The organism is Paraburkholderia fungorum (genome assembly GCF_003610895.1).
Classification (GTDB): Bacteria; Pseudomonadota; Gammaproteobacteria; order Burkholderiales; family Burkholderiaceae; genus Paraburkholderia; species Paraburkholderia fungorum_B.
In genome coordinates this window covers 61,187-80,508 of record NZ_MCAS01000011.1, presented here as the reverse complement: position 1 = coordinate 80,508, position 19,322 = coordinate 61,187, and the positions used below count along the sequence as shown (strand labels likewise).

Genomic DNA, 19,322 nt, shown 5'->3' with positions numbered 1-19,322 from the left:
TGCATACGGTCAGTATGACTCTCGCCCGTCGCGAACCACGTTGAACGAGTGCGAACTAGGATTCAGCGGGTCAGGCGGCAATCTGATGCTCGTAGTATGGGCGCTCGCGAACTACTTTCGCGCTTTCGTTGGTAACACCAAAGCACTATCGCGCTAGAGCCGAAAACGATTCCGCCACAGTCGGCGAGTGTGTAATCCGATATGACCACAAGTTATGTCCATTTGTCGCCTAAATGACACGGAGGTTACGGATACAGCCGCTCTGCGGCGAGCGCAGCCGGATAGGATCGGCGAGGAATTCGGCTAGCAATGCGATATGGTCGCGGTACGTATGCGACCAACTGCGACGGAGCATGACTAATGAAAGCGTTCGGCTAGCTCGCGAGAGTGTGTTCGGAGGAAACGTGACAGCTGAGCACTCCACGCCAAAGATGCACCATTGTTAGAATCAGCTTATTACCAGCCTCATTGTTCCTATAATAGGCATAACAAGAACGAAGACGGTCGCAACAGCCACTTGAGCTTGATCGAACCAAAAAATAGACGCGGGGGAATAATGTTTCGAATTGCCTTCTATTTTATTGCAATTTACTTTCTATCATGTTCTCTGCAGGGGTGCAGTTGGTGGATTCAGCGCATGCAGAAATCAGAAGCGCTCCTCACGACGGCGGCACCGTTGTCGCTAAAAAATGCGTACGGCGATTTGGGCCAACCGCAGGTCGCGCCACAACAAGGTACAGCCGCCGCGACTGGATATATCAATCCCGACGATCGGAAAAACTATGTCGGCGCGGTCTTAGCCGACTCCGCAAACAAGTGCGACGTTTTCGTCGGTTCGCTGTCGGCCGGGCAACGGATAAACGACCTGACGTTTGATTTTCTGACCACGACGCTGAATGCAGTGGCGACGGTGTTTACTCCGGTGACTACTATCCATGCGTTGACTGCGGGGGCAACCGTTTCAACCGGAAGCAAACTAGCGATCAATCAGGATGTTTATCAGAAAGAGACGGCGCAGCTACTTGTTCAAGCAATCGACGCGACGTATTACAAGGACTACGCTGATTACGCCAAACAACTGGAGGGTGCCAAGGACCCTACGCAGATTTCGCCGCCGCTCGAGGTCGCGAATATCGAGACGTTTCATCGGGAATGTTCGCTGGATCGCGCGTTGACGTACGTTCTCGCAAATCAGCCTAAGGCGGTGCAGACATCGGTACCAGGCCCGCAGTCGAGTACACCAAAGCCCGCAGTGAAAGCCGAGGACGTTACGCAAGGGGCGCACTTCATGCTGGGTGATGGAACCGTGTATGTCGTGACTCAGCCCCCAAGCGCCGCGAACAATCAAACTGTTCAGTTTTTGATGCTACCGTCAAAAGGTGTCACCCCATCTGGCACTCAGTCTGCTCCGATTGACATGTTCACCAAGGTAATTTCCGGACCCTAGGTATTCCGGTCGGAGCCAATTCCCGCGGTAAAGACAAGGCCTATTGCGGCGTGCGTTGCTGCACAGAGTTGGTTTTGCGGTCGACATTGTTCACGCTGATCTGAACCGTATGCTCGTGCGATACAGCAACGCCCAGCGCTCGACCAGTTTCGGAAAGCGCGTGACCGGCAGCGGCCGGGTCGAAACGTATAACTTCGGCAGCGAGGTCGCAGCCGACCATGCATGAGCGAACGGCTGTAGGACTTTGAGAGCGCTCATTGGCACGCTGGCGAGCAGACTGAAGGTAACAGGGACCATCATCGGGCAGAGTTCGGCCAGTTTCGACGCTCAACGTTACCAGCTAGATTGGCGACAATCTGTGTCCACTTGCACGATTGCAGCGAGGGGGAAATGCCTGCAGGGTTGGCATTGATAATGGTGGACGGACTACTGGCGCTGTGTACGGGAGCAAGTCTCGTTCATATTCCAAACTGAAACCGAGCAACACGAGAACGCTAAAGGAATCATCTCCCACAGCCGATATTCAGTCATCAGGCCGATGACGACACCGCAGCTCCCGCGGTCTGAAAGTTCGGATGCTCTGCGTGGCTGAGGCATTGACCGCGGCACTGCCGTTATCAATTTTTGAACAATAGATTCGGAAATACAAAATGCGTTTTATCTCGCTTTCAGCGATCTGCGTTCTCCTCCTCGCCGCGTGCGCGGGAGCGCCCACCATGAATCCTTTACCCGCCGACCGGGGCCACGATGTAAGCGTCGCACTTACTGGTGGTGTGAGTGAATTGCAGATCGATACGGGATCGTTCGACATTTCTCCTGAAGCGAAGGCGGACCTTCTCGGGGCCTTCCATGCAGAGATGACGAAGATCGGTATTCCGGTTACGGCGTCGGGCGTTCCGGTCGCACTTCACGTAAACGAATTCAAGACACGCCCCGTTGCGGCACGGATACTCTTTGGCGCGCTCGCCGGCAGCGACCACATCAAGGGGACGGTCACGGTCGCCGGAACGGAGTTCGAGGTGGCCGACACAGGCGTCACGGTGGTGGGCGGACTAGGCGTTGTCGCGAGGAACGTGGGCGTACAGGCGGCAGATGGGATTGGGCATCTGGCTGCCGTTGCTGTCAAGTAACAAGCGCGGGATTGTCCGGGGCGATCACGAGGCCCGTGCCACAAGCGCCTTTGATTGCGGCGCGGGCAACGAAATTGTGTCCCGAAGAGGTGAGCATTCGTAGCGCGCCGTTCGGCTAATCGCGAGCGCTGGACCATTGCACCGGACTTGGCGACAATGCGACTGCTACCAGGGCTAACTATGGGGTTCAATTCATGGGTCGTCCAACTAAGAAAATGATCGGAGCAGCATTGGCGATCTGCGTGATATGCATTGTCATTGGCGTTTACTATTTCAGGTGGCAGGGCGTCGACACCTCAATTGCCAATGCCGCTGGCTACCCATCTGCGGGCGGTATCCGCTGAAGCGGATCGCTGCCAAATTGCGAGGCGATAGCCGCGGACGCATCTACGACCTGGAAACTTTGACGGGGTCGTTCCAAGATATGCTCCACTCTGCCTGGCTTCTGAGGTGTCCAATGACGGGGAATTCGTGAAGGACACGATAGCCTCGCAGATCGCTAGTTCGCATGGGCGTCGACCATGCCGAACGACCGCTCTGGAGGAGACCGAAGGTCCCTTATAGGTCGACTAGAGCCGGTCGTCGTCGGGCTCAGTTCGGCCACGATCGGAAGGTCGACACTCGCAGCCAAATGGTCGACAATTCTTACATGGTGCAGCATTACCTTGATCTGGCAAGTGCCGTTTGGGACAGCATTGAATCGCTCCCTTACTCGGAGTTCGAGAGGGGTGAGGAGCAACCAAGGAGACCGATACATGCCTAAATTCATAACGATCGGATACGGCGACCAGGAAGGGTACGATCGGACCGATGCGCGCGCTCGAGATGCAGCGCACGCGCATGACGCTCAGCTCATCGAATCAGGGGTTTTGATGGGGATCGCTGGCACACCCGTCCAGGTTCGAAACCCCAATGCGGGACGTGTTGAGACCAAGGCCGGTCCTTTTATGTCTTCCTCGTTGCCTGTAGCTGGTTTTGCAATAATTGAAGCCGCGACGTTGGCGGAGGCGGTGGAGATTGTGTCGAGGACGCCGTGTGCCGTCGCACACGGCGTGGTCGAGGTGTGGCCGCTCGAGCAAGCACAATAAGCGTGCTGACGCGCTGGTCTCGTTCTGGCATGGAATTGACGGGTGAGTTTCGAGCAACAGCTAACCGCCAATTGACATAGCTGACGCCCACAAACGACCGGTACCGGGAAAGTTGAGGGTCTCTTGCGGGTCGAACGCGGAAGTTTAGAGTTGGGTCGGGGAGGTTGATCGTCGGCCGACGACGAACTTCCGCGTTCGACCAATTACGGACCTTCAACAAAGCACCATGAATCGTCAACAATATGACTCAGCTTAACTCCCGTGCCTTCGGACGGATGTGATCTACGAATACGACCTTTCGGTAGTCTTGCCTCGTCTCACTGGCTCGCTTCGCGAAATACTCGACGCCGAGCTTGCTGGCGGGAATGTTATCGTGGAGATCAGCAGTAGTTGGCCGATGCCAAACGTGAATGTGTGGTTAAAGAGCCCCTTGGGCCAGAAGTATGCGCGCGATTACCCAAGTCTCGAATATACCTATTTGGGAGACGCGATGAACTGGTTGGAGCATTACATCGATATCGAGGCCGGAGCTATGGTCGCGGCAAAGTGCTAGGGAGTACTGTCCTCAAACATGCGGACCGTCTCCGGCCAATAAGCGACGGTCGTCATGAAATTCGAATTTCTACTTCCATGCCATCGGCAGCGCGCTGCGGTGTTGCCGGTGAATTCGCCGACAGGCAACGCCTAGTTTCGCCACCGATTCAGGCACGCTGCCGGGCGATGATTGCGGTGATCAGTGCTCGCGTGTACTTCTCGGCCGGATCAACGCCTACCGCTAACTTCTTGCGGGCAGCATCCCTTTTCCCCGTGCCACCGCAAGCGTAACGTCCGGATAGACGCCGAGCGCCAGCAACTTCTCCTTTCCGGCAAAGCGGAACTTGAGCCGCCAGTAACGCTGCCCAGCAGGCGTGACAAGCAGGAACAAGCCGCGCCGTCAAACAGCTTTTATGGCGTCTCGCCCGGCTTGGTGTTTCAGATGGCAGTATCGGTCAGCGACATGGGGCTATTTTTTAAGATGATGGCAAAAAGCTCAGTGCCCCCCCAAACGTACCCCCACATACCCCCGGATGTCCACGCTAAACCGTAGAATATTCTGGAAACAAAAACCCCATCGGGTCCTTCCGCTCGGCGGGTTTCAGGACTTCTTTGGAATTATCTAGAATACGTTCTGGTGCCGGGGACCGGACTCGAACCGGCAAGCCGTGAAGCGGCGGATTTTAAGTCCGCTATGTTTACCAATTTCATCACCCCGGCAGGGGTAGAACCACGCGTGGACGCGAATTCTACCATTGCCCGGCGAGCGCACCAAACCGGCGCAATCCAGCCCCGGCCCTCGCCTCGCTATCCCCCACCAGCAAGCAGAATCGGAGTCATGAGCAGGTCATAAACGTTCCCGATAATCCGCTCACGAAAACGTTTACATCTCGAGCGGAAACCATGATTCCAACGATCAAAGATGTCGCCGCCCACGCGGGCTTCTCCATCGCTACGGTCTCGCGTGCAATCAACGCGCCGCATACCGTGAACCCGGTCACGCTCGACAAGGTGCGTCAATCCATCGAAGCCCTCAACTTCCGTCCCAGCCCGCTGGGCCGGCAGCTGCGCGGCGAGCGCACGCGCCTCATCGGCGTGATCCTGCCGACGCTCGCCAACCCCGTGTTCGCCGAGTGCCTGCAAGGCATCGACGAGCTCGCCGCGGCGCAAGGCTACCGGCTCATGCTGATGACCACGCAATACGACGCCGACCGCGAACGTCACGCCATTGAAACGCTGCGCGAGCATCGCGTGGAAGGCCTGATCCTGACCGTCGCCGATGCCGACACGCATCCGCTGCTCGACGAGCTCGACCGCGACGGCCTGCTCTACGTGCTGATGCATAACGACACGGTACGGCGTCCGGCGGTCTCGGTCGACAACCGCCTCGCCGCATTCGACGGCGTACGCATGCTGATCGCCCACGGCCATCGCCGCATCCTGATGCTCGCCGGCACGCTCGCCGCCTCGGACCGCGCCCGCCAACGCCATCTCGGCTACGCGCAGGCGATGCAGCAGGCCGGCCTCACCCCCTCGCCCGCGCTCGAAGTCGATTTCAACGCCGACGAACTGTCGCCGTCCGTGCTCGCGCATCTGACCAGCGGCCCGAACCGCCCGAGCGCCCTCTTCTGCAGTAACGACCTGCTCGCCATGGTCGTGATGCGCGGACTGCGACGGGCGCGTCTGCAGATTCCGCACGACATGTCGATTCTCGGCTTCGACGGACTCGCCATGGGTGAGTTGCTGTCGCCGCCGCTGGCAAGCGTCTGTGCGCCGAATCGCGAGATCGGCTGCGCCGCCTGGCGTCGCTTGCTGGCCCGCGTAACCGGCACCTATGAATCGCTCGGCGAAACGTCGCTCACCCTGACGCTGCCGCACAGTTTGCGTGAAGGCGCCACCATCGCGGCGATTTCGAACCGCGCCGACAATCCGCCCGCGCGTGCGTCGACCTCGGCCGAAGAACCGTTTGCATAAGCCGTTACTACTACGTTGAACCTCAAACCACCCGCTCTCTTCTCTTCAGGAGACCCGCAGTGATCCGCTCTTCAACACGTCTTGCTTCTTCGCTCAAACCGCTCTGGCGCTGCCTTGCCCGCAGCACGGCCGGCGCGCTGTCGGCCGGCATGATCGTTACCGCCGCGTTCGCCGCCTTCACGCCGCTTGCGGCCCATGCCGACGAAACCGCGATCTGCTACAACTGCCCGCCTGAATGGGCCGACTGGGCGAGCCAGATCAAGGCAATCCAGCAAAAGACCGGCATTCGCGTACCGTTCGACAACAAGAACTCCGGTCAGTCGATTGCACAACTGATGGCCGAACAGAAGAGCCCTGTCGCGGACGTGGTGTATCTCGGCGTGTCGTCGGCGTTCCAGGCGAAAGACAAAGGCGTCATCCAGCCGTACAAGCCCGCGCACTGGGACGACATTCCGGCGAACATGAAGGACCCGCAAGGCTACTGGTTCACGATCCACTCGGGCACGCTGGGCTTTTTCGTCAACAAGGACGCGCTCGAAGGCAAACCGGTCCCGCGTTCGTGGGCCGACCTGCTCAAACCTGAGTACAAAGGCATGATCGGCTACCTCGACCCGTCGAGCGCGTTTGTCGGCTACGCGGGCGCGGTTGCGGTGAATCAGGCGCTCGGCGGCACGCTCGATAACTTCGAGCCAGGTCTCGACTGGTTCCGCAAGCTGAAGGCCAACGCGCCGATCGTTCCGAAGCAGACCGCCTATGCGCGCGTGATGTCCGGCGAAATCCCGATCCTGCTCGACTACGACTTCGACGCTTATCGCGCGAAATACAAGGATCACGCCAACGTCGAATTCGTGATCCCCAAGGAAGGCACGATCTCCGTTCCGTACGTGATGAGTCTTGTGAAGGGTGCGCCGCATGAAGCGAACGGCAAGAAGGTGCTCGATTTCGTACTGTCGGACGAAGGCCAGAAACTGTGGGCCGAAGCCTACCTGCGCCCGGTGCGGGCGAACGCGATGACCCCGGATATCGCCGCCAAATTCCTGCCCGCAAGCGATTACGCACGCGCCAAGCCGGTCGACTTCGGCAAAATGGCCGAGAAACAGGCCAGTTTCGGTGAGCGCTATCTACAGGTGATGCATTGAACGACGTTACGTTCCCGCTGCGCTGGCGCGTCGCCCTGATCGCGCCGGCGCTGGCGGTTTTCATCGCGTTCTGGCTGCTGCCGATGGGCGTGCTCGCGCAAATCAGCGGCGACGGCCACGCGTTCGCGACCTATCGCGCGATGCTGACGAATCCGCGCTACATGTCGAGTCTCGGCGCGACCGTCATGTTGTCCGCGGCGGTCACGGCGGCGACTCTGGTGCTTTCGGTGATCGCCGGTTTGCTGCTGGCGCGCCGCGAGTTTCCGCTCAAGCGCACGCTGCTCGCGCTGCTGACGTTTCCGTTGGCATTCCCAGGCGTCGTGGTCGGTTTCATGGTGATCATGCTGGCGGGACGCCAGGGGTTGATCGGCGCGTTGTCGTTGAAACTCACCGGCGACCGCTGGGTGTTCGCCTACTCGATGAGCGGCCTCTTTCTCGGCTACCTGTACTTCTCGATTCCGCGCGTGATCGTTACCGTGATGGCGTCGGCAACCAAGCTCGATGCCTCGCTCGAAGAGGCCGCGCGTTCACTCGGCGCCTCGTCGTGGCGTATCACGCGCGACATCGTGTTGCCCGCGTTGTCGCCCGGTCTGATCGCAGCGGGCGCGGTATGTTTCGCGACCGCCATGGGCGCCTTCGGCACCGCCTTCACGCTGGCCACCGACATCGACGTGCTGCCGATGACCATCTACACCGAGTTCACGCTGAACGCGAACATGGTGACCGCGGCGGGCCTGTCCATTGTGCTCGGCATCGTCACGTGGGCCGTGCTGGCGTTCGCTCGTAGCGTGAGCGGCTCGACAGTCGCTGCAAGCGCATGAGCCGCACGTCCAAACCGGATGACAGGACTTCGATGAATTCCATCAGTACTCCCCTGACGCCCGCTGCAAAGCCGCGCGCGCGGCGTCTCAGGCTACCGGCGTCGCGCACCTGGCTGGCAGCCGGCCAGTGGTTCGTTACGCTGCTGCTGTGTGCGTTTCTGATCGTACCGGTCGTGATGTCGATCATGGCCGGGCTCACGGTCAACTACTTCAAGGGCGTATCGAGCGGACTCACGCTGCGCTGGCTCGGCGAAGTGTGGACGCAGTATCACGGCTCAGTATTTCTCTCGCTCGAAGTAGCCGCGGCGACCCTGCTGATCACGCTGCTGACTGGCGTGCCCGCCGGCTACGTGCTGGCGCGCAGCAAGACGCGGATCTCGCGCCTCATCGAAGAGTTTCTGGTGTTGCCGATCGCACTGCCCGGCCTCGCTTCAGCGCTTGCGCTGCTGGTGGTGTATGGCGGCTTCACGATGTTTCGCATGAGCGTCGCGTTTATCGTCGTCGGACACGTGGTGTTCACGCTGCCGTTCATGGTGCGTGCGGTTGCCGCCGTCTGCGCGAGCAGCGATCTGCGCACGCTCGAAGAAGGCGCGGCGAGCCTCGGCGCGAGCTTCTTTCAGCGCTTCGTCACGATCGTGCTGCCGAATGCGAGGCCAGGAATCGTCGCCGGCGCGCTGGCGGTGCTGACGCTCTCGATCGGTGAATTCAACCTGACGTGGATGCTGCATACGCCCGACACTAAGACACTGCCGGTCGGTCTCGCCGATACCTATGCCTCCTTGCGTATCGAAATCGGCAGTGCCTACACGATTCTGTTTTTCATCATGACGATGCCGCTCCTCGTCGCAATGCAATGGCTCGGTGTCGATGCGACTGGCCAGCGCAGCGCGGGAAAGAAACGCGTCGCCGACTCCCGCTCGAAGCCTACCCCGACGTCCACGACATGAAACTCGACTCCGTTTCCATCACGCTCACGCAATGCGCGAAAACGTTTCGCGGCACGCGTGTGCTCGAACCGCTCGATCTGCAGATCGGCGCCGGTGAGACGCTGGTCCTGCTCGGGCCGTCCGGTTGCGGCAAAACCACCACGCTGCGCATGATCGCGGGCCTCGAAACACCCGACGCCGGCGGCGGCATCGCATTCGGCGACGAAGACGTCACCGCGCTGCCGATCGAAAAACGCCAGGTCGGCATGGTGTTTCAGAGCTACGCGCTGTTTCCGAACCTGACCGTGCGCGGCAACATCGGCTACGGTCTGAAAATCAAACGCGTGCAGGCTGAAATCGCACGGCAGCGCGTCGACGAATTGCTCGCGATGATGCGTCTTACCGCCCACGCGGATAAACCGATCGATCAGCTGTCGGGCGGCCAGCGTCAGCGCGTTGCGCTGGCGCGCGCCCTCGCCGTGCAACCCCGCGTGCTGCTGCTCGACGAACCGCTGACCGCGCTCGACGCGCGTTTGCGCGACACCTTGCGCAGCGAGATGAATACGTTGCTGCGCGAGTTGGGCATCACAACCGTGTACGTGACCCACGACCAGGCCGAAGCAATGGAACTCGGCGACCGTATCGTCGTGATGAGCGCCGGGCGCATCGAGCAGATCGGGTCGCCGCGCGACATCTATTACCGCCCGGCGAATCGCACTGTCGCGCAATTTGTCGGCACCATCAACCGGCTGGCGGGCGAGCGGCGCGACGGCCTGCTGACCACGATCGGCGGCGCCGTGCCGCTGCCCGCAGGCTCCGGGCGCGCAAGCGCGGCACATGAATTTTTCTTCCGACCCGAAGACGCGTATCTTGCCGACCCGGCCAACGCGCAACTGCGCGGCAATATCGAAAGCTCGGCGTTTCTCGGTGAGCGCACCCGTCTGACGATCGGGGGCGCCGCACCGGACGCCTTGCTGATCGACGTCGCCGGCCGCGTAGAACTCGCGCGTGGCACGCCGGTCGGAATTTCGATCGCGCAGGACGCGCTGATTGCGCTATCGTAATGACACAGCGCTGCGTTTCTGGTGCGCCATAAAGAAGGACATCCCCATGCTGCTGGCTCAAATTAGCGACCTGCATATCAAACGGCCCGGCGCGCTGGCATATCGCCGCGTCGACACCGGCGCTTATCTCGCGCGCACTGTCGCCGCGCTCAATGCGCTGGAGCCGCGTCCCGACGCGGTGATCATGACCGGCGATCTCGTCGATCAGGGCGATCCGGAACAGTACGCGCACCTGAAGACGCTGCTCGCGCCGCTCGAGATCCCCTACTTCCTGCTGGTGGGCAATCACGACGAACGGACCGCGCTACGCGCCGCATTTCCCGATCGCGCCGAATTGCACAGCGGCGGCGAGTTCGTGCACTACGCGGTCGATATCGGACCGCTGCGCGTAATCGCGCTCGACTCGATGGTGCCGGGTGAAAGCGCCGGCAATCTGTGCGACACGCGGCTCGCGTGGCTTGCCATGCAACTCGATGCGGCACACGGCAAACCGACAGTGGTCGCGTTGCACCATCCGCCATTCGTTTGCGGCATCGGACACATGGATGAGTTACGGCTCGATCCCGTTGCCGCCGACAAGCTCGCCGCCTTGATCGCACGTTATCCGAACGTCGAGCGGGTGATCTGCGGCCATGTGCACCGGCCCATGTTCGTGCGTTTTGGCGGCACGATCGCCTCGGCGGTGCCGGCGCCCGCGCATCAGGTCGGGCTCGATCTGCGCGAGGACGCGCCCTCGGGATTCATGATGGAGCCGCCCGCGTATGCCTTGCATCGCTACGATCCGGCGACAGGCATCGTCACCCATCATGCGTATGTCGACAAGGCCGACGGCCCGTATCCGTTTTACGAGCCTGAAGGCGCGTTGATCGATTGATGACGCCGCCGCTTCGCCGGATCAGGCGGCGACAAAGGTTTGCCGTACGCGCCTGGATAGCCTGAAATACGGTATCCCCAGCGCGGCGGCGGCGACGGCTTGTACGAAACCGTCGAACGGGATGGCGATGTCGATGCCGATGGTCTGCGTCATGTGATCGCCCAGCAGGTAGGCGATGGTTCGCATGATGACGACTGCTAGCAACCACGCCTGCGCCTGTATGGGAAACCGCGCCGATTTGCGCCGCACGAGCAACGCCAGCCAGCCCGCGCCGGCAACGATGAACGAGCCGATGAGCACGTCGCAGCCCACCATCGCGACCACGGTGCGATACCAGCCGTGCGTTTCGGGGCGCATGAATACGGCCAGCAGTTCCCATTCGAGCATGAACCTGAGCGGATCGCGCAATGCGAGCGCGGTTGAAAGCGCCCATGCGGCGAGACAGATCAGGGCGATGAGCAAGCAGCCGCCGATTTGCCGGGGTTCGGGTTTCGAGCTTGTATTCATAAAATCGGTCACGTGATGGATCTGGTTGCGCGTATTGAGCGCGCCGATTCTACGAATGAAAACCGAACGACCATCTCATTTTTACTGAAAGGCACCCTGGGTGCCGTCAGCACGATCCGGCCTGCTCCGGTATGATCGGCACGCTTGAGGACTGCGCATGGGCCGGTCCACCGATGGTCTTCTCTCATGTCCACATCCGAAGCGTCCACTCCTGTTTCCGCCGACCGCTCGTTGCGCGGCTTGCTGCTTCTGCTCGCGACGATTGCCGGTGTAGCGGTCGCGAACATCTATTACAACCAGCCGCTGCTCGACAATTTGCGGCAGTCGTTTCCGAACAGCGCGTCGTGGGTCGGCGCGGTACCCGCCGTGACGCAGCTTGGCTACGCGGCCGGGATGCTGTTGCTGGCGCCGCTCGGCGACCGCTTCGATCGCCGCCGTCTGATCCTGCTGCAGATCGCGGGCATATGCGTTGCGCTGGTGCTGGCGTCCACGGCGCCTACGTTGACGGTGCTGATTGTCGCGAGCCTTGCGATCGGTGTGCTCGCCACTATTGCGCAGCAGGCGGTGCCCTTCGCGGCCGAACTCGCGCCCGCATCCGGGCGTGGCCATGCTGTTGGCACGGTGATGAGCGGACTGTTGCTGGGGATTCTGCTGGCCCGGACCGCGGCGGGGATTGTCGCCGAGTATTTCGGCTGGCGAGCCGTGTTTGGCGCTTCGGTCGTTGCGTTGCTGGCGCTGGCGGTGGTGATCATTTTGCGTCTGCCGAAGAGCAAGCCGACCTCGACGTTGCCGTACGGCAAGCTGCTGGTTTCGATGTGGCACCTGGTGGTCGAGCATCGGGCGCTGCGTGAAGCCTCGCTGACCGGGGCGGCCATGTTCGCGGCGTTCAGCATTTTCTGGTCTGTACTCGCGTTGTTATTGGCGGGCGCGCCGTTTCACCTTGGGCCGCAGGCCGCCGGCCTGTTCGGGATTGTCGGCGCGGCGGGGGCGATGGCTGCGCCGCTTGCCGGCAAGTTTTCCGACCGACGCGGACCGCGGGCGATTATCACGGTGTCGATTGTGCTGGTGGCGATTTCGTTTGTTGTGTTTGCCTTGTCGGCGAAGAGCATTGTTGGGTTGGTGATTGGTGTGATCGTGCTCGATATCGGTGTGCAAGCGGCGCAGATTTCCAATCAATCACGGATTTACGCGTTGAAGCCGGAGGCGCGGAGCCGTGTGAATACTGTCTATATGGTGGCTTATTTTATTGGCGGGGCCGTTGGGTCTGGGGTTGGTGCTGTGGTTTGGCCGGCTTTTGGATGGGTTGGGGTTAGTGTTGCCGGGGTGGCTTTTGCAGGGCTTGCAGCGTGGAATCATTTGAGGCTTCCAGCCAGGGGGTAGGAGTTAGGGGTTTTTTGCCTGCTCGGCGGGTTGGGTTGTTTGTGGTGTGGTTTGTATTTGCACCTGCGGTGTTGGCCTTTTCTTGTTCTGACTTCTTGGGCCTTTTCTTGATTTTTTATTGGTCTTGTTTGGCTGTGCGCTTACGGCGTTGGCCTTTCCTTGATTTCTTATTGGTTTATTAGCGTTGCCCCTGTGCGGGGCGGCACTTACTTTCTTTGCCGCCGCAAAGAAAGATAAGCAAAGAAAGCGGCTTACCCCGCCAGCTCATAAGCGGGTCCCCCGCACAGCCACGGTAGTGGTGCATCTGGAATCCGTGCTCTCGCACATTCGGCTTTAGTGACACAGGGCTCATCCGCTCCCACTCCGCACTGCGTGCGTCGCGGACGGGTCTGCATGGGAAACCAGGGGGGTCATTTCGCGTAGCGGGGGCCATCGGCTTCGCCTCGGCGATGTGTCGAAAAACGCGCTGGTTCTCGAACCGCGCTTCGGCGCGCGCAGCGCCGCCGGAAGTATGACACCCTTGTCACTAGCGCCGAATGTGCGGGAACACAGATTCCAGATGCACCACTGCCCCCTCCAAGCCAGGGGACCCGCTTATGAGCTAGCGGGGTAAGCCGCTTTCTTTGCTTATCTTTCTTTGCGGCGGCAAAGAAAGTAAGTGCCGCCCCGCACAGGGGCAACGCTAATAAACCAATAACAAAACAAGGAAAGGTCAACGCCATAAGCACACAGACAAACCAGACCAATATCAATTCAAGGAAAGGCCAAAGAAGTCAGAGCAAGAAAAGGCCAACGCCATAAAGAACACAACCAAACCAACGCCACGCGAACACCCCCCTACCCCCCAGCGCCCCGCGCAAAAGCATACTCATGTAACGCATCAATAACCCGATCAAACTCAAACGACTTGTCGTAAAAATGCCGGACACCATACTGTTCACACCGCTCCCGATAAGCCGGCAACGCATGATTCGTCAACACAGCAGCGAAAATCGAATCGATCATCCCCTCGCGCTGCAAGTAAGCAAGCACCGGCACCCCTGAGCCCTGCTTCAGTTGCAGATCCACAATCACCGCATCAAAAGCTTCATCGATCAACAAGGCAATCGCCTGATCGGCAGAATCCGCATACGCGGCCACCTGCAACATTCCCGATGCATCGATGGCCTCGACAAGGCTCCTGCGGATCAGCGGCGAATCCTCGATCAGCAGCACTCGCAACGGCGCGCGGCTGGCTGGATTGGCGTCACTGTTCGATTCGCTGTTCATCGGCGTATCTCGACACGTCCATTATTCGATCAAACCATTCTTGATCGCGTAATAAGTCAGATCGGCATTGTTAGCGAGGCGCATCTTCTCCAACACGCGAGCCCGATAAGTACTCACGGTCTTCACCGACAAATGCAATTCCTCGGCAATGTCGGTCGGAATCTGTCCCGCCGCGAGCTTGCAGAATATCTGGAACTCGCGCTCAGATAGTGCTTCATGCGGCCGCCCCGCCGAAGGCTTGTCGAGGCTGTCGGCTAGTGAATCGGCCACCGCCTCCGACAGGTAACGATGCCCACGCGCCACCGCTCGGATCGCCCGCACAATCTCCTCAGGCTCGCAGTCCTTGTTGAGGTACCCATTGGCGCCCGCGCGCAGCAGGTTGATCGCGTACTGGCTCTCGGGATAACCCGACAGAATCAGCACGCCCTGCTCGGGCCTCAACTGCTTGATGACCCGCAACGTGTCGATGCCGTTCTTGTCCGGCATCGCGATGTCGAGCAGCACCACATCGAACGCCTGCTCCCGCACGAGGCCAATGGTCTCGTCGCCGGTGGCCGCTTCAGCCGCGACGCACATATCCGGCTCGTCAGCGACGAACTGTCTGAAGCCACCTCGGACGATCGCATGGTCGTCAGCTATCAACACTCGAATCATCGGTCTCGTGTCCCTGCTAAAGGATTGCTCCAATGCAGACATTGTAGTGATCTCCGGCAACGCCCGCGCCGACGACGCGAAGCCACTGTAGTAAAAGTCGCGGACGGCGCCGCGACGCAAACCATCCAGATCCTTCAGCGCGAGCAATCGCCGCCCGCGCTTCAACCGTTGTTACCCACGGCCTTCGAGCAGGTCCGCCATATCGTCGGCGTGCTCTTCTTCAACTGCGAGGATTTCCTCGAACAGCCGGCGTGTCGTCACGTCCTTCTCGCCAAGATAACGCACGATCTCGCGATACGTATCGATTGCAATGCGCTCGGCAATCAGGTTCTCGCGAATCATGTCCGTGAGATCGCCGCCTTCGTTGTATTCCGAATGCGAACGCGTCTTCAGACCGTCCGGTGCGAAATCCGGCTCGCCGCCAAGTTGCACGATACGCTCGGCGATGCGGTCGGCATGCTCCTGCTCTTCTGCCGCGTGCGCCGCAAATTCCGCGGCGACGGACTCGGAGTTGATGCCCTTGGCCATGAAATGATGCCGCTTATAGCGCAGCACGCAGACGATTTCCGTGGCCAGCGAGTCATTGAGCAGTTTCAGCACTGTCTTGCGGTCAGCCCCGTAGCTTTGCGTAACCGGACCATCCGACATGTGCTTGCGCGCGTCGTCGCGGATCTTTTTCAGGTCCATCACGAACGCATCGCCAGATTGAGGTGCGGCGCTCTGAGCGCCAGAAGACTTCGCCATTGAGATTCTCCTTTATCCGGTATGGGGGAACTGCGTATCCCGCACGAATCGCGCCTGATAAGCGGGTTCGGATAACGCGGGGTTCAAATAACGCAGCCCAAGGATGGCTATTCGTCTACGTTCGAAACACGCCGAGCAGCAGCGTCACCACGAACACGACAAGGAAGATGTAGAACAGAATCTTCGCGATTTCCGCCGCACCCGCCGCAATACCGGTAAAACCGAACACGGCGGCAATGATCGCAATCACGAAAAAGACGATGGCATAGTGAAGCATGGCGACACTCCCTGTAGATATCTGCGTAAAGAGGCCTTGGAGGCCTTGGAGACCCTGAGCCGCACCTGGTATGAACCCGAAGCGAACCACGCCCTCACAACCGGTGGGAACGGCACGCACGCGTTTCATCGAGCGGCGCTAGTCGATAATTTTCTTCGTCACCACGAAGCCAAGAACGAGGAACACCACGCACAGAACCACGAACACGACAAACAGGAACTTCGCAATCGCCGCTGCGCCCGCCGCCACGCCGGTAAAGCCGAGCAGCCCGGCGACTATCGCCACGACGGCGAAGAACAATGCCCATTTCAACATGATGGCCTCCTCCAGAATCAGTCAATGAACGGTCAGGTCCATCCTATCGAGCGTCGGCAGTCGGCGCATTCCGACATGCTCCGTTTTTCGTGTGAGAATCCGCTTACATGGAATTACGGCCGCGTTACGCTGATTGCATCGGCCGAGGCGCACGGAAATTGCAACTCGTGAGGCCACGCGGGCACACAATTGCGAAGCCCAGCGCACGTTAGACCGATGCCCCACCTAAGGAGCCGAATGTGCCGTACGCGTCGAAGATGCAGAAACCCGGGGCCGTAGCGCGATTGGGCGACTGGATGCGCAATCGCAGTTGGGCAATCGCAATGACCGTGGCCATTGTCATCACCGTAGGCGGGCTCGTGATTCTCGAAACCGCGCGCGAGCGGATTGCCGCGGAGTACGAAACGGCGCTCGAAGCACGCGGCGTCACCGTGCAATTGAGCACGCTCGCAAGCCAGCTATCCCGCCTGAGCGCGTACCAAAGCGATTTTCTTCTGACGAAGCGGGATGTGTCCGCTCAGGGTTTCTGCGCGAGCGCCGCGCAGATCCGGCAGAACGAACAACAGCTCGGCAGGTTCTACCGCAGCGGCAACGCAGACAGCGCCGAACTCGCGAGTTTCACGCAGATCGTCGCGCTGATCGAGGCGCGTATCGGAGCGGGGGCTGCTGCGGTGCAACGCGCCGCGCCGCATCCGCTCGATCTCGCCGCCTGCGGCAGCGCGAGCGCGGCCAATCCCGCCGATGCCACGCTGGTTGATAGCACGCTCACTTTGCTGCGCGACAACGAGGAACGCCGCGCGCAGCACGCACTCGATGCAAGCCGCGCCGACCAGCGTATCTCCACGCTGTGCGCGGCCGGGCTATCCGCGCTGAACATCGTGCTGTTCATCCTGCTGTTTCGCAATCTCGGCATCCAGATGGACCGGCAGGCGCGCGTGCAGCGTCAACTGATCACCCAACAGGAAGAACTCGACCAGCTCGTCAATGAACGCACGCGTCAACTCGAAGCACTAGGCTGGCACTTGCAGGCCGTCAGCGAAAACGAGAAGACCCAGCTCGCGCGCGAACTGCACGACGAACTCGGGGCCATTCTGACCGCCAGCAAAATGGATGTCGCCTGGGCCCACCGCAAGCTGAAAGACAACGAGCCGGACATCGCGGAGAAACTGAAGCGCGCACTCGCCAATCTCGACCAGGGCATCGCCCTGAAGCGCCGCATCATCGAAGACATGCGACCCACCGTGCTGACGAACTTCGGCCTCGTCACCGCGCTGCGCACGCTCGCCGACGAAGCCGCACAGCGCAACAACTGGACGCTCGAATCGCATTTGCCCGCCGACGATGTCCAGCTCGACGAGCAAACCGAGATCGCACTCTTTCGCGTCGCGCAGGAGTCGCTCACGAATGCCGCCAAGTACGCGCGAGCTTCGAAGGTATCGATCGCGCTGCAGGTCGGCGATGGCCAGGTGGCGCTGCATATCGCGGACAACGGCGTCGGCATCACGCCGGCCGATCTGAAGCGCACCCATACTCACGGGCTGCTCGGCATGCGCCAGCGGGTCGCCGCGCACGGCGGGCGCTTCGACATTCAACGCGGCGTGCCGGGCGGCACCGACATTCGTGTGGTGATGCCCAGTGTCAGCACGGCAACACCGTCGCTGGATCTGCCTGCGTCGTCTTCGTCGAAAACACCTGTCCAGTAAGGCCCTACGGCACATTGGAGCAGCCCGTGTAGGAGTGCGCCGACGCAAACACGGGAGCACGCCTACAACAAAATCGCAGCGCAACTGACAGCGCGGCCCCCGCCCTTTTTTTAACATGCAATCAGACCGGATCGACTGGCGCACGCCGCGGTCGGACGACAGCTAGCCACGCTAGCGCGTGCCCTTAAAGAATGGCACGTCAACCGATGCATTCTCGACAAGGAGAACTCTCATGAATCGACTGATCGCTTTGCTTCTCATTGCGGGGACAGCGGCACTCGCGGGTTGCAACACGGTGGCGGGAGCCGGGCAGGATATTTCGAAGGGTGGTAACGCCATCACCAATTCGGCCGATCAGGCCAAATAGGCTGGCGGCAACTCAACGACTTCCTGGCGCCTTACGGCGCCTTGGGTCTCTTGAGATGCCGGATCTCCATGGCTCGTCGCGGGAAACCGCGGCGGGCTTTTTTTATTGCGAGCCACGCGAACAACAAACAAGGAAAGCGGCAATCCACTTAAGTGAATCGCCGCATGGTCCTTCTAGCGACTGGCTCGCTGGCATGTACCGCAAGCCACGCACTCGCGCTGGCACGCGGGTTTATAGGCCTGGGTTCATAGGCCTATTACTGGCCCGTCAGCGTGTTCGACAGCTCGACACTCGGCGTGCCGGTGTTGCCGTTCTGGGCGACCAGCAGATGGATCTGTCCCGGCACAAGCTGGCTCAAGGTGCCGCCGATCGGCACCGACGTCACGAGCCAATCCGCGTTATTCGACAGCGAGAAGGATGCCGACTGGAAGATCGGCGTCTTGCTGCCCGCCACCGTCGCGATCAGCACATATTCCCCGCCGGACACATAGATCGAGTCCTGGCCGCTTGCCGGCACGGCGTTCTTGAATGACACGCCTGCCATTGTCGGGCTGATGCCGGTGATGGCCGTATTGGTCGACTGAACCAGATACAGATCGAGATTGCTCGCGTTGGCCGATGCGTTAAAGCCGCGCAGACGCGCGCTGTTGGACAACAGGCCCTTGTCGAACGGGTCGTCGATCAGGCCGATATCCGGTGCGGCCAGGCCCGGCAACGCCAGTACCGTGTAATCGTGACCCTTCGCGACATCGGGGAAGTTGCCGCTCGCGAGCGCGGTCGTCGTCCCGGTGGGCGCATATGCGACCGTGGTCGAACCCGTGTTGATGTTGGTGAGGTTCGTCACGCCTTTATAGCTGACGTTCGTCTGTCCCGAGGGCGCGGAGCCGTTCACGAGAAAGTCGACTGCCGGCCCGCCTGGAATCGCATTGATGAAATGGATTTCCGGATTCGTCAGACCGAGCTCCTTGCCGACGTCGCTGCTGCCGCCGCCACCGCATGCGCTCAGAATGGATGTAGCAGCAACTACAGCCGCCATGGTTCGGATCATTTTCATTGTGTTCACCTCTCTGTATCGAGCCCGCGGCCCGTGCATCCGCCTTCAGCAATGC

20 protein-coding genes, 1 tRNA gene and 1 pseudogene are annotated in these 19,322 nt (G+C 60.4%); 13 read left to right on the top strand and 9 right to left on the bottom strand.

Translation table 11 applies throughout. From position 1 onward, the window contains the following. Nucleotides 1-637 precede the first annotated feature (637 nt). The 4 genes from BCY88_RS12385 to BCY88_RS12365 all read left to right on the top strand — a co-directional run bounded on the left by BCY88_RS12385 (nucleotide 638) and on the right by BCY88_RS12365 (nucleotide 4,218). The gene (locus BCY88_RS12385; protein WP_120344530.1) at nucleotides 638-1,447 is read left to right on the top strand and encodes a hypothetical protein; all 810 of its coding nucleotides are present in this window, start codon (nucleotides 638-640) and stop codon (nucleotides 1,445-1,447) included. A gap of 716 nt (nucleotides 1,448-2,163) precedes the next feature. Next, nucleotides 2,164-2,577 carry a hypothetical protein gene (locus BCY88_RS12375; protein WP_183081346.1) on the top strand — a complete coding sequence of 138 codons (414 nt, stop codon included), beginning with the start codon at nucleotides 2,164-2,166 and terminating at the stop codon, nucleotides 2,575-2,577. A gap of 755 nt (nucleotides 2,578-3,332) precedes the next feature. Next, on the top strand, nucleotides 3,333-3,665 hold the full coding sequence (locus tag BCY88_RS12370; protein ID WP_120344528.1) for a YciI family protein: 333 nt from the start codon (nucleotides 3,333-3,335) through the stop codon (nucleotides 3,663-3,665). Between the two features lie 277 nt (nucleotides 3,666-3,942). Next, complete coding sequence (locus BCY88_RS12365; protein ID WP_120344527.1) at nucleotides 3,943-4,218, top strand: hypothetical protein; 276 nt, start codon at nucleotides 3,943-3,945, stop codon at nucleotides 4,216-4,218. Between the two features lie 199 nt (nucleotides 4,219-4,417). Here BCY88_RS12365 and BCY88_RS12360 read toward each other — a convergent pair. Both BCY88_RS12360 and BCY88_RS12355 read right to left on the bottom strand, forming a co-directional pair. Further along, nucleotides 4,418-4,607, bottom strand: a pseudogene (locus tag BCY88_RS12360) (Arm DNA-binding domain-containing protein); the annotation flags it as partial. Nucleotides 4,608-4,834: 227 nt separating this feature from the next. After that, nucleotides 4,835-4,919: transfer RNA gene (locus BCY88_RS12355), tRNA-Leu, on the bottom strand. Between the two features lie 183 nt (nucleotides 4,920-5,102). Between BCY88_RS12355 and BCY88_RS12350 the strand changes: the two genes are divergently transcribed. The 6 genes from BCY88_RS12350 to BCY88_RS12325 are packed head-to-tail and all read left to right on the top strand — an operon-like array spanning nucleotide 5,103 to nucleotide 10,997. Next, nucleotides 5,103-6,173: a LacI family DNA-binding transcriptional regulator gene (locus BCY88_RS12350; RefSeq protein ID WP_120344526.1), complete on the top strand. Its 1,071-nt coding sequence runs from the start codon at nucleotides 5,103-5,105 to the stop codon at nucleotides 6,171-6,173. 59 nt (nucleotides 6,174-6,232) lie between these two features. Beyond that, entirely contained in the window at nucleotides 6,233-7,312 is a 1,080-nt protein-coding gene (locus BCY88_RS12345) for an ABC transporter substrate-binding protein (protein WP_120344525.1), read from the top strand. Beyond that, entirely contained in the window at nucleotides 7,309-8,133 is an 825-nt protein-coding gene (locus tag BCY88_RS12340; protein ID WP_120344524.1) for an ABC transporter permease, read from the top strand. The genes BCY88_RS12345 and BCY88_RS12340 overlap by 4 nt, the downstream gene beginning before the upstream one ends. A gap of 32 nt (nucleotides 8,134-8,165) precedes the next feature. Next, on the top strand, nucleotides 8,166-9,080 hold the full coding sequence (locus BCY88_RS12335; RefSeq protein ID WP_120344523.1) for an ABC transporter permease: 915 nt from the start codon (nucleotides 8,166-8,168) through the stop codon (nucleotides 9,078-9,080). Beyond that, nucleotides 9,077-10,123, top strand: coding sequence for an ABC transporter ATP-binding protein (locus BCY88_RS12330; protein WP_120344522.1), 1,047 nt, complete (start codon nucleotides 9,077-9,079; stop codon nucleotides 10,121-10,123). The genes BCY88_RS12335 and BCY88_RS12330 overlap by 4 nt, the downstream gene beginning before the upstream one ends. Before the next feature lie 46 nt (nucleotides 10,124-10,169). Further along, nucleotides 10,170-10,997 (top strand): phosphodiesterase, encoded by an 828-nt coding sequence (locus BCY88_RS12325; protein ID WP_120344521.1) that lies wholly within the window; start codon nucleotides 10,170-10,172, stop codon nucleotides 10,995-10,997. 21 nt (nucleotides 10,998-11,018) lie between these two features. On the opposite strand, the gene BCY88_RS12320 is transcribed toward BCY88_RS12325, so the two are convergent. Then, a complete protein-coding gene (locus BCY88_RS12320; protein ID WP_120344520.1) occupies nucleotides 11,019-11,504 on the bottom strand; it encodes a DUF2569 domain-containing protein in 486 nt (161 codons plus the stop codon). A gap of 186 nt (nucleotides 11,505-11,690) precedes the next feature. Between BCY88_RS12320 and BCY88_RS12315 the strand changes: the two genes are divergently transcribed. Next, the gene (locus BCY88_RS12315; RefSeq protein ID WP_120344519.1) at nucleotides 11,691-12,884 is read left to right on the top strand and encodes an MFS transporter; all 1,194 of its coding nucleotides are present in this window, start codon (nucleotides 11,691-11,693) and stop codon (nucleotides 12,882-12,884) included. A gap of 837 nt (nucleotides 12,885-13,721) precedes the next feature. On the opposite strand, the gene BCY88_RS12310 is transcribed toward BCY88_RS12315, so the two are convergent. The 5 genes from BCY88_RS12310 to BCY88_RS12290 form a co-directional block, all read right to left on the bottom strand. Then, entirely contained in the window at nucleotides 13,722-14,153 is a 432-nt protein-coding gene (locus tag BCY88_RS12310; protein WP_120344518.1) for a response regulator, read from the bottom strand. Nucleotides 14,154-14,174: 21 nt separating this feature from the next. Next, the gene (locus tag BCY88_RS12305) at nucleotides 14,175-14,807 is read right to left on the bottom strand and encodes a response regulator (RefSeq protein ID WP_120344597.1); all 633 of its coding nucleotides are present in this window, start codon (nucleotides 14,805-14,807) and stop codon (nucleotides 14,175-14,177) included. A gap of 171 nt (nucleotides 14,808-14,978) precedes the next feature. Next, nucleotides 14,979-15,551: a ferritin-like domain-containing protein gene (locus tag BCY88_RS12300; protein ID WP_120344517.1), complete on the bottom strand. Its 573-nt coding sequence runs from the start codon at nucleotides 15,549-15,551 to the stop codon at nucleotides 14,979-14,981. 115 nt (nucleotides 15,552-15,666) lie between these two features. Then, nucleotides 15,667-15,828, bottom strand: a complete 162-nt coding sequence (locus BCY88_RS12295; protein ID WP_006052455.1) for a DUF1328 domain-containing protein — start codon at nucleotides 15,826-15,828, stop codon at nucleotides 15,667-15,669. 138 nt (nucleotides 15,829-15,966) lie between these two features. Beyond that, a complete protein-coding gene (locus tag BCY88_RS12290; protein ID WP_120344516.1) occupies nucleotides 15,967-16,143 on the bottom strand; it encodes a DUF1328 family protein in 177 nt (58 codons plus the stop codon). Nucleotides 16,144-16,400: 257 nt separating this feature from the next. Here BCY88_RS12290 and BCY88_RS12285 point away from each other — a divergent pair, with 257 nt between their 5' ends. Together BCY88_RS12285 and BCY88_RS12280 are read left to right on the top strand one after the other, a co-directional pair. Beyond that, nucleotides 16,401-17,846, top strand: coding sequence for a sensor histidine kinase (locus BCY88_RS12285; protein ID WP_120344596.1), 1,446 nt, complete (start codon nucleotides 16,401-16,403; stop codon nucleotides 17,844-17,846). Nucleotides 17,847-18,078: 232 nt separating this feature from the next. Beyond that, nucleotides 18,079-18,213 carry an entericidin A/B family lipoprotein gene (locus tag BCY88_RS12280; RefSeq protein ID WP_120344515.1) on the top strand — a complete coding sequence of 45 codons (135 nt, stop codon included), beginning with the start codon at nucleotides 18,079-18,081 and terminating at the stop codon, nucleotides 18,211-18,213. A 256-nt stretch (nucleotides 18,214-18,469) separates the two neighbouring features. Here the strand turns inward: BCY88_RS12280 and BCY88_RS12275 are convergent, their stop codons facing one another. Then, the gene (locus BCY88_RS12275; protein ID WP_120344514.1) at nucleotides 18,470-19,267 is read right to left on the bottom strand and encodes a DUF4397 domain-containing protein; all 798 of its coding nucleotides are present in this window, start codon (nucleotides 19,265-19,267) and stop codon (nucleotides 18,470-18,472) included. Between the last annotated feature and the right edge of the window lie 55 nt (nucleotides 19,268-19,322).

Excerpts from the sequence above, each read along its gene's own strand:
- BCY88_RS12385 (WP_120344530.1), top strand. The coding sequence starts at position 638 with ATGCAGAAATCAGAAGCGCTCCTCACGACGGCGGCACCGTTGTCGCTA.
- BCY88_RS12375 (WP_183081346.1), top strand. The coding sequence starts at position 2,164 with ATGAATCCTTTACCCGCCGACCGGGGCCACGATGTAAGCGTCGCACTT.
- BCY88_RS12370 (WP_120344528.1), top strand. The coding sequence starts at position 3,333 with ATGCCTAAATTCATAACGATCGGATACGGCGACCAGGAAGGGTACGAT.
- BCY88_RS12350 (WP_120344526.1), top strand. The coding sequence starts at position 5,103 with ATGATTCCAACGATCAAAGATGTCGCCGCCCACGCGGGCTTCTCCATC.
- BCY88_RS12335 (WP_120344523.1), top strand. The coding sequence starts at position 8,166 with ATGAATTCCATCAGTACTCCCCTGACGCCCGCTGCAAAGCCGCGCGCG.
- BCY88_RS12330 (WP_120344522.1), top strand. The coding sequence starts at position 9,077 with ATGAAACTCGACTCCGTTTCCATCACGCTCACGCAATGCGCGAAAACG.
- BCY88_RS12325 (WP_120344521.1), top strand. The coding sequence starts at position 10,170 with ATGCTGCTGGCTCAAATTAGCGACCTGCATATCAAACGGCCCGGCGCG.
- BCY88_RS12320 (WP_120344520.1), bottom strand. The coding sequence starts at position 11,504 with ATGAATACAAGCTCGAAACCCGAACCCCGGCAAATCGGCGGCTGCTTG.
- BCY88_RS12315 (WP_120344519.1), top strand. The coding sequence starts at position 11,691 with ATGTCCACATCCGAAGCGTCCACTCCTGTTTCCGCCGACCGCTCGTTG.
- BCY88_RS12310 (WP_120344518.1), bottom strand. The coding sequence starts at position 14,153 with ATGAACAGCGAATCGAACAGTGACGCCAATCCAGCCAGCCGCGCGCCG.
- BCY88_RS12305 (WP_120344597.1), bottom strand. The coding sequence starts at position 14,807 with ATGATTCGAGTGTTGATAGCTGACGACCATGCGATCGTCCGAGGTGGC.
- BCY88_RS12300 (WP_120344517.1), bottom strand. The coding sequence starts at position 15,551 with ATGGCGAAGTCTTCTGGCGCTCAGAGCGCCGCACCTCAATCTGGCGAT.
- BCY88_RS12295 (WP_006052455.1), bottom strand. The coding sequence starts at position 15,828 with ATGCTTCACTATGCCATCGTCTTTTTCGTGATTGCGATCATTGCCGCC.
- BCY88_RS12290 (WP_120344516.1), bottom strand. The coding sequence starts at position 16,143 with ATGTTGAAATGGGCATTGTTCTTCGCCGTCGTGGCGATAGTCGCCGGG.
- BCY88_RS12285 (WP_120344596.1), top strand. The coding sequence starts at position 16,401 with ATGCAGAAACCCGGGGCCGTAGCGCGATTGGGCGACTGGATGCGCAAT.
- BCY88_RS12280 (WP_120344515.1), top strand. The coding sequence starts at position 18,079 with ATGAATCGACTGATCGCTTTGCTTCTCATTGCGGGGACAGCGGCACTC.
- BCY88_RS12275 (WP_120344514.1), bottom strand. The coding sequence starts at position 19,267 with ATGAAAATGATCCGAACCATGGCGGCTGTAGTTGCTGCTACATCCATT.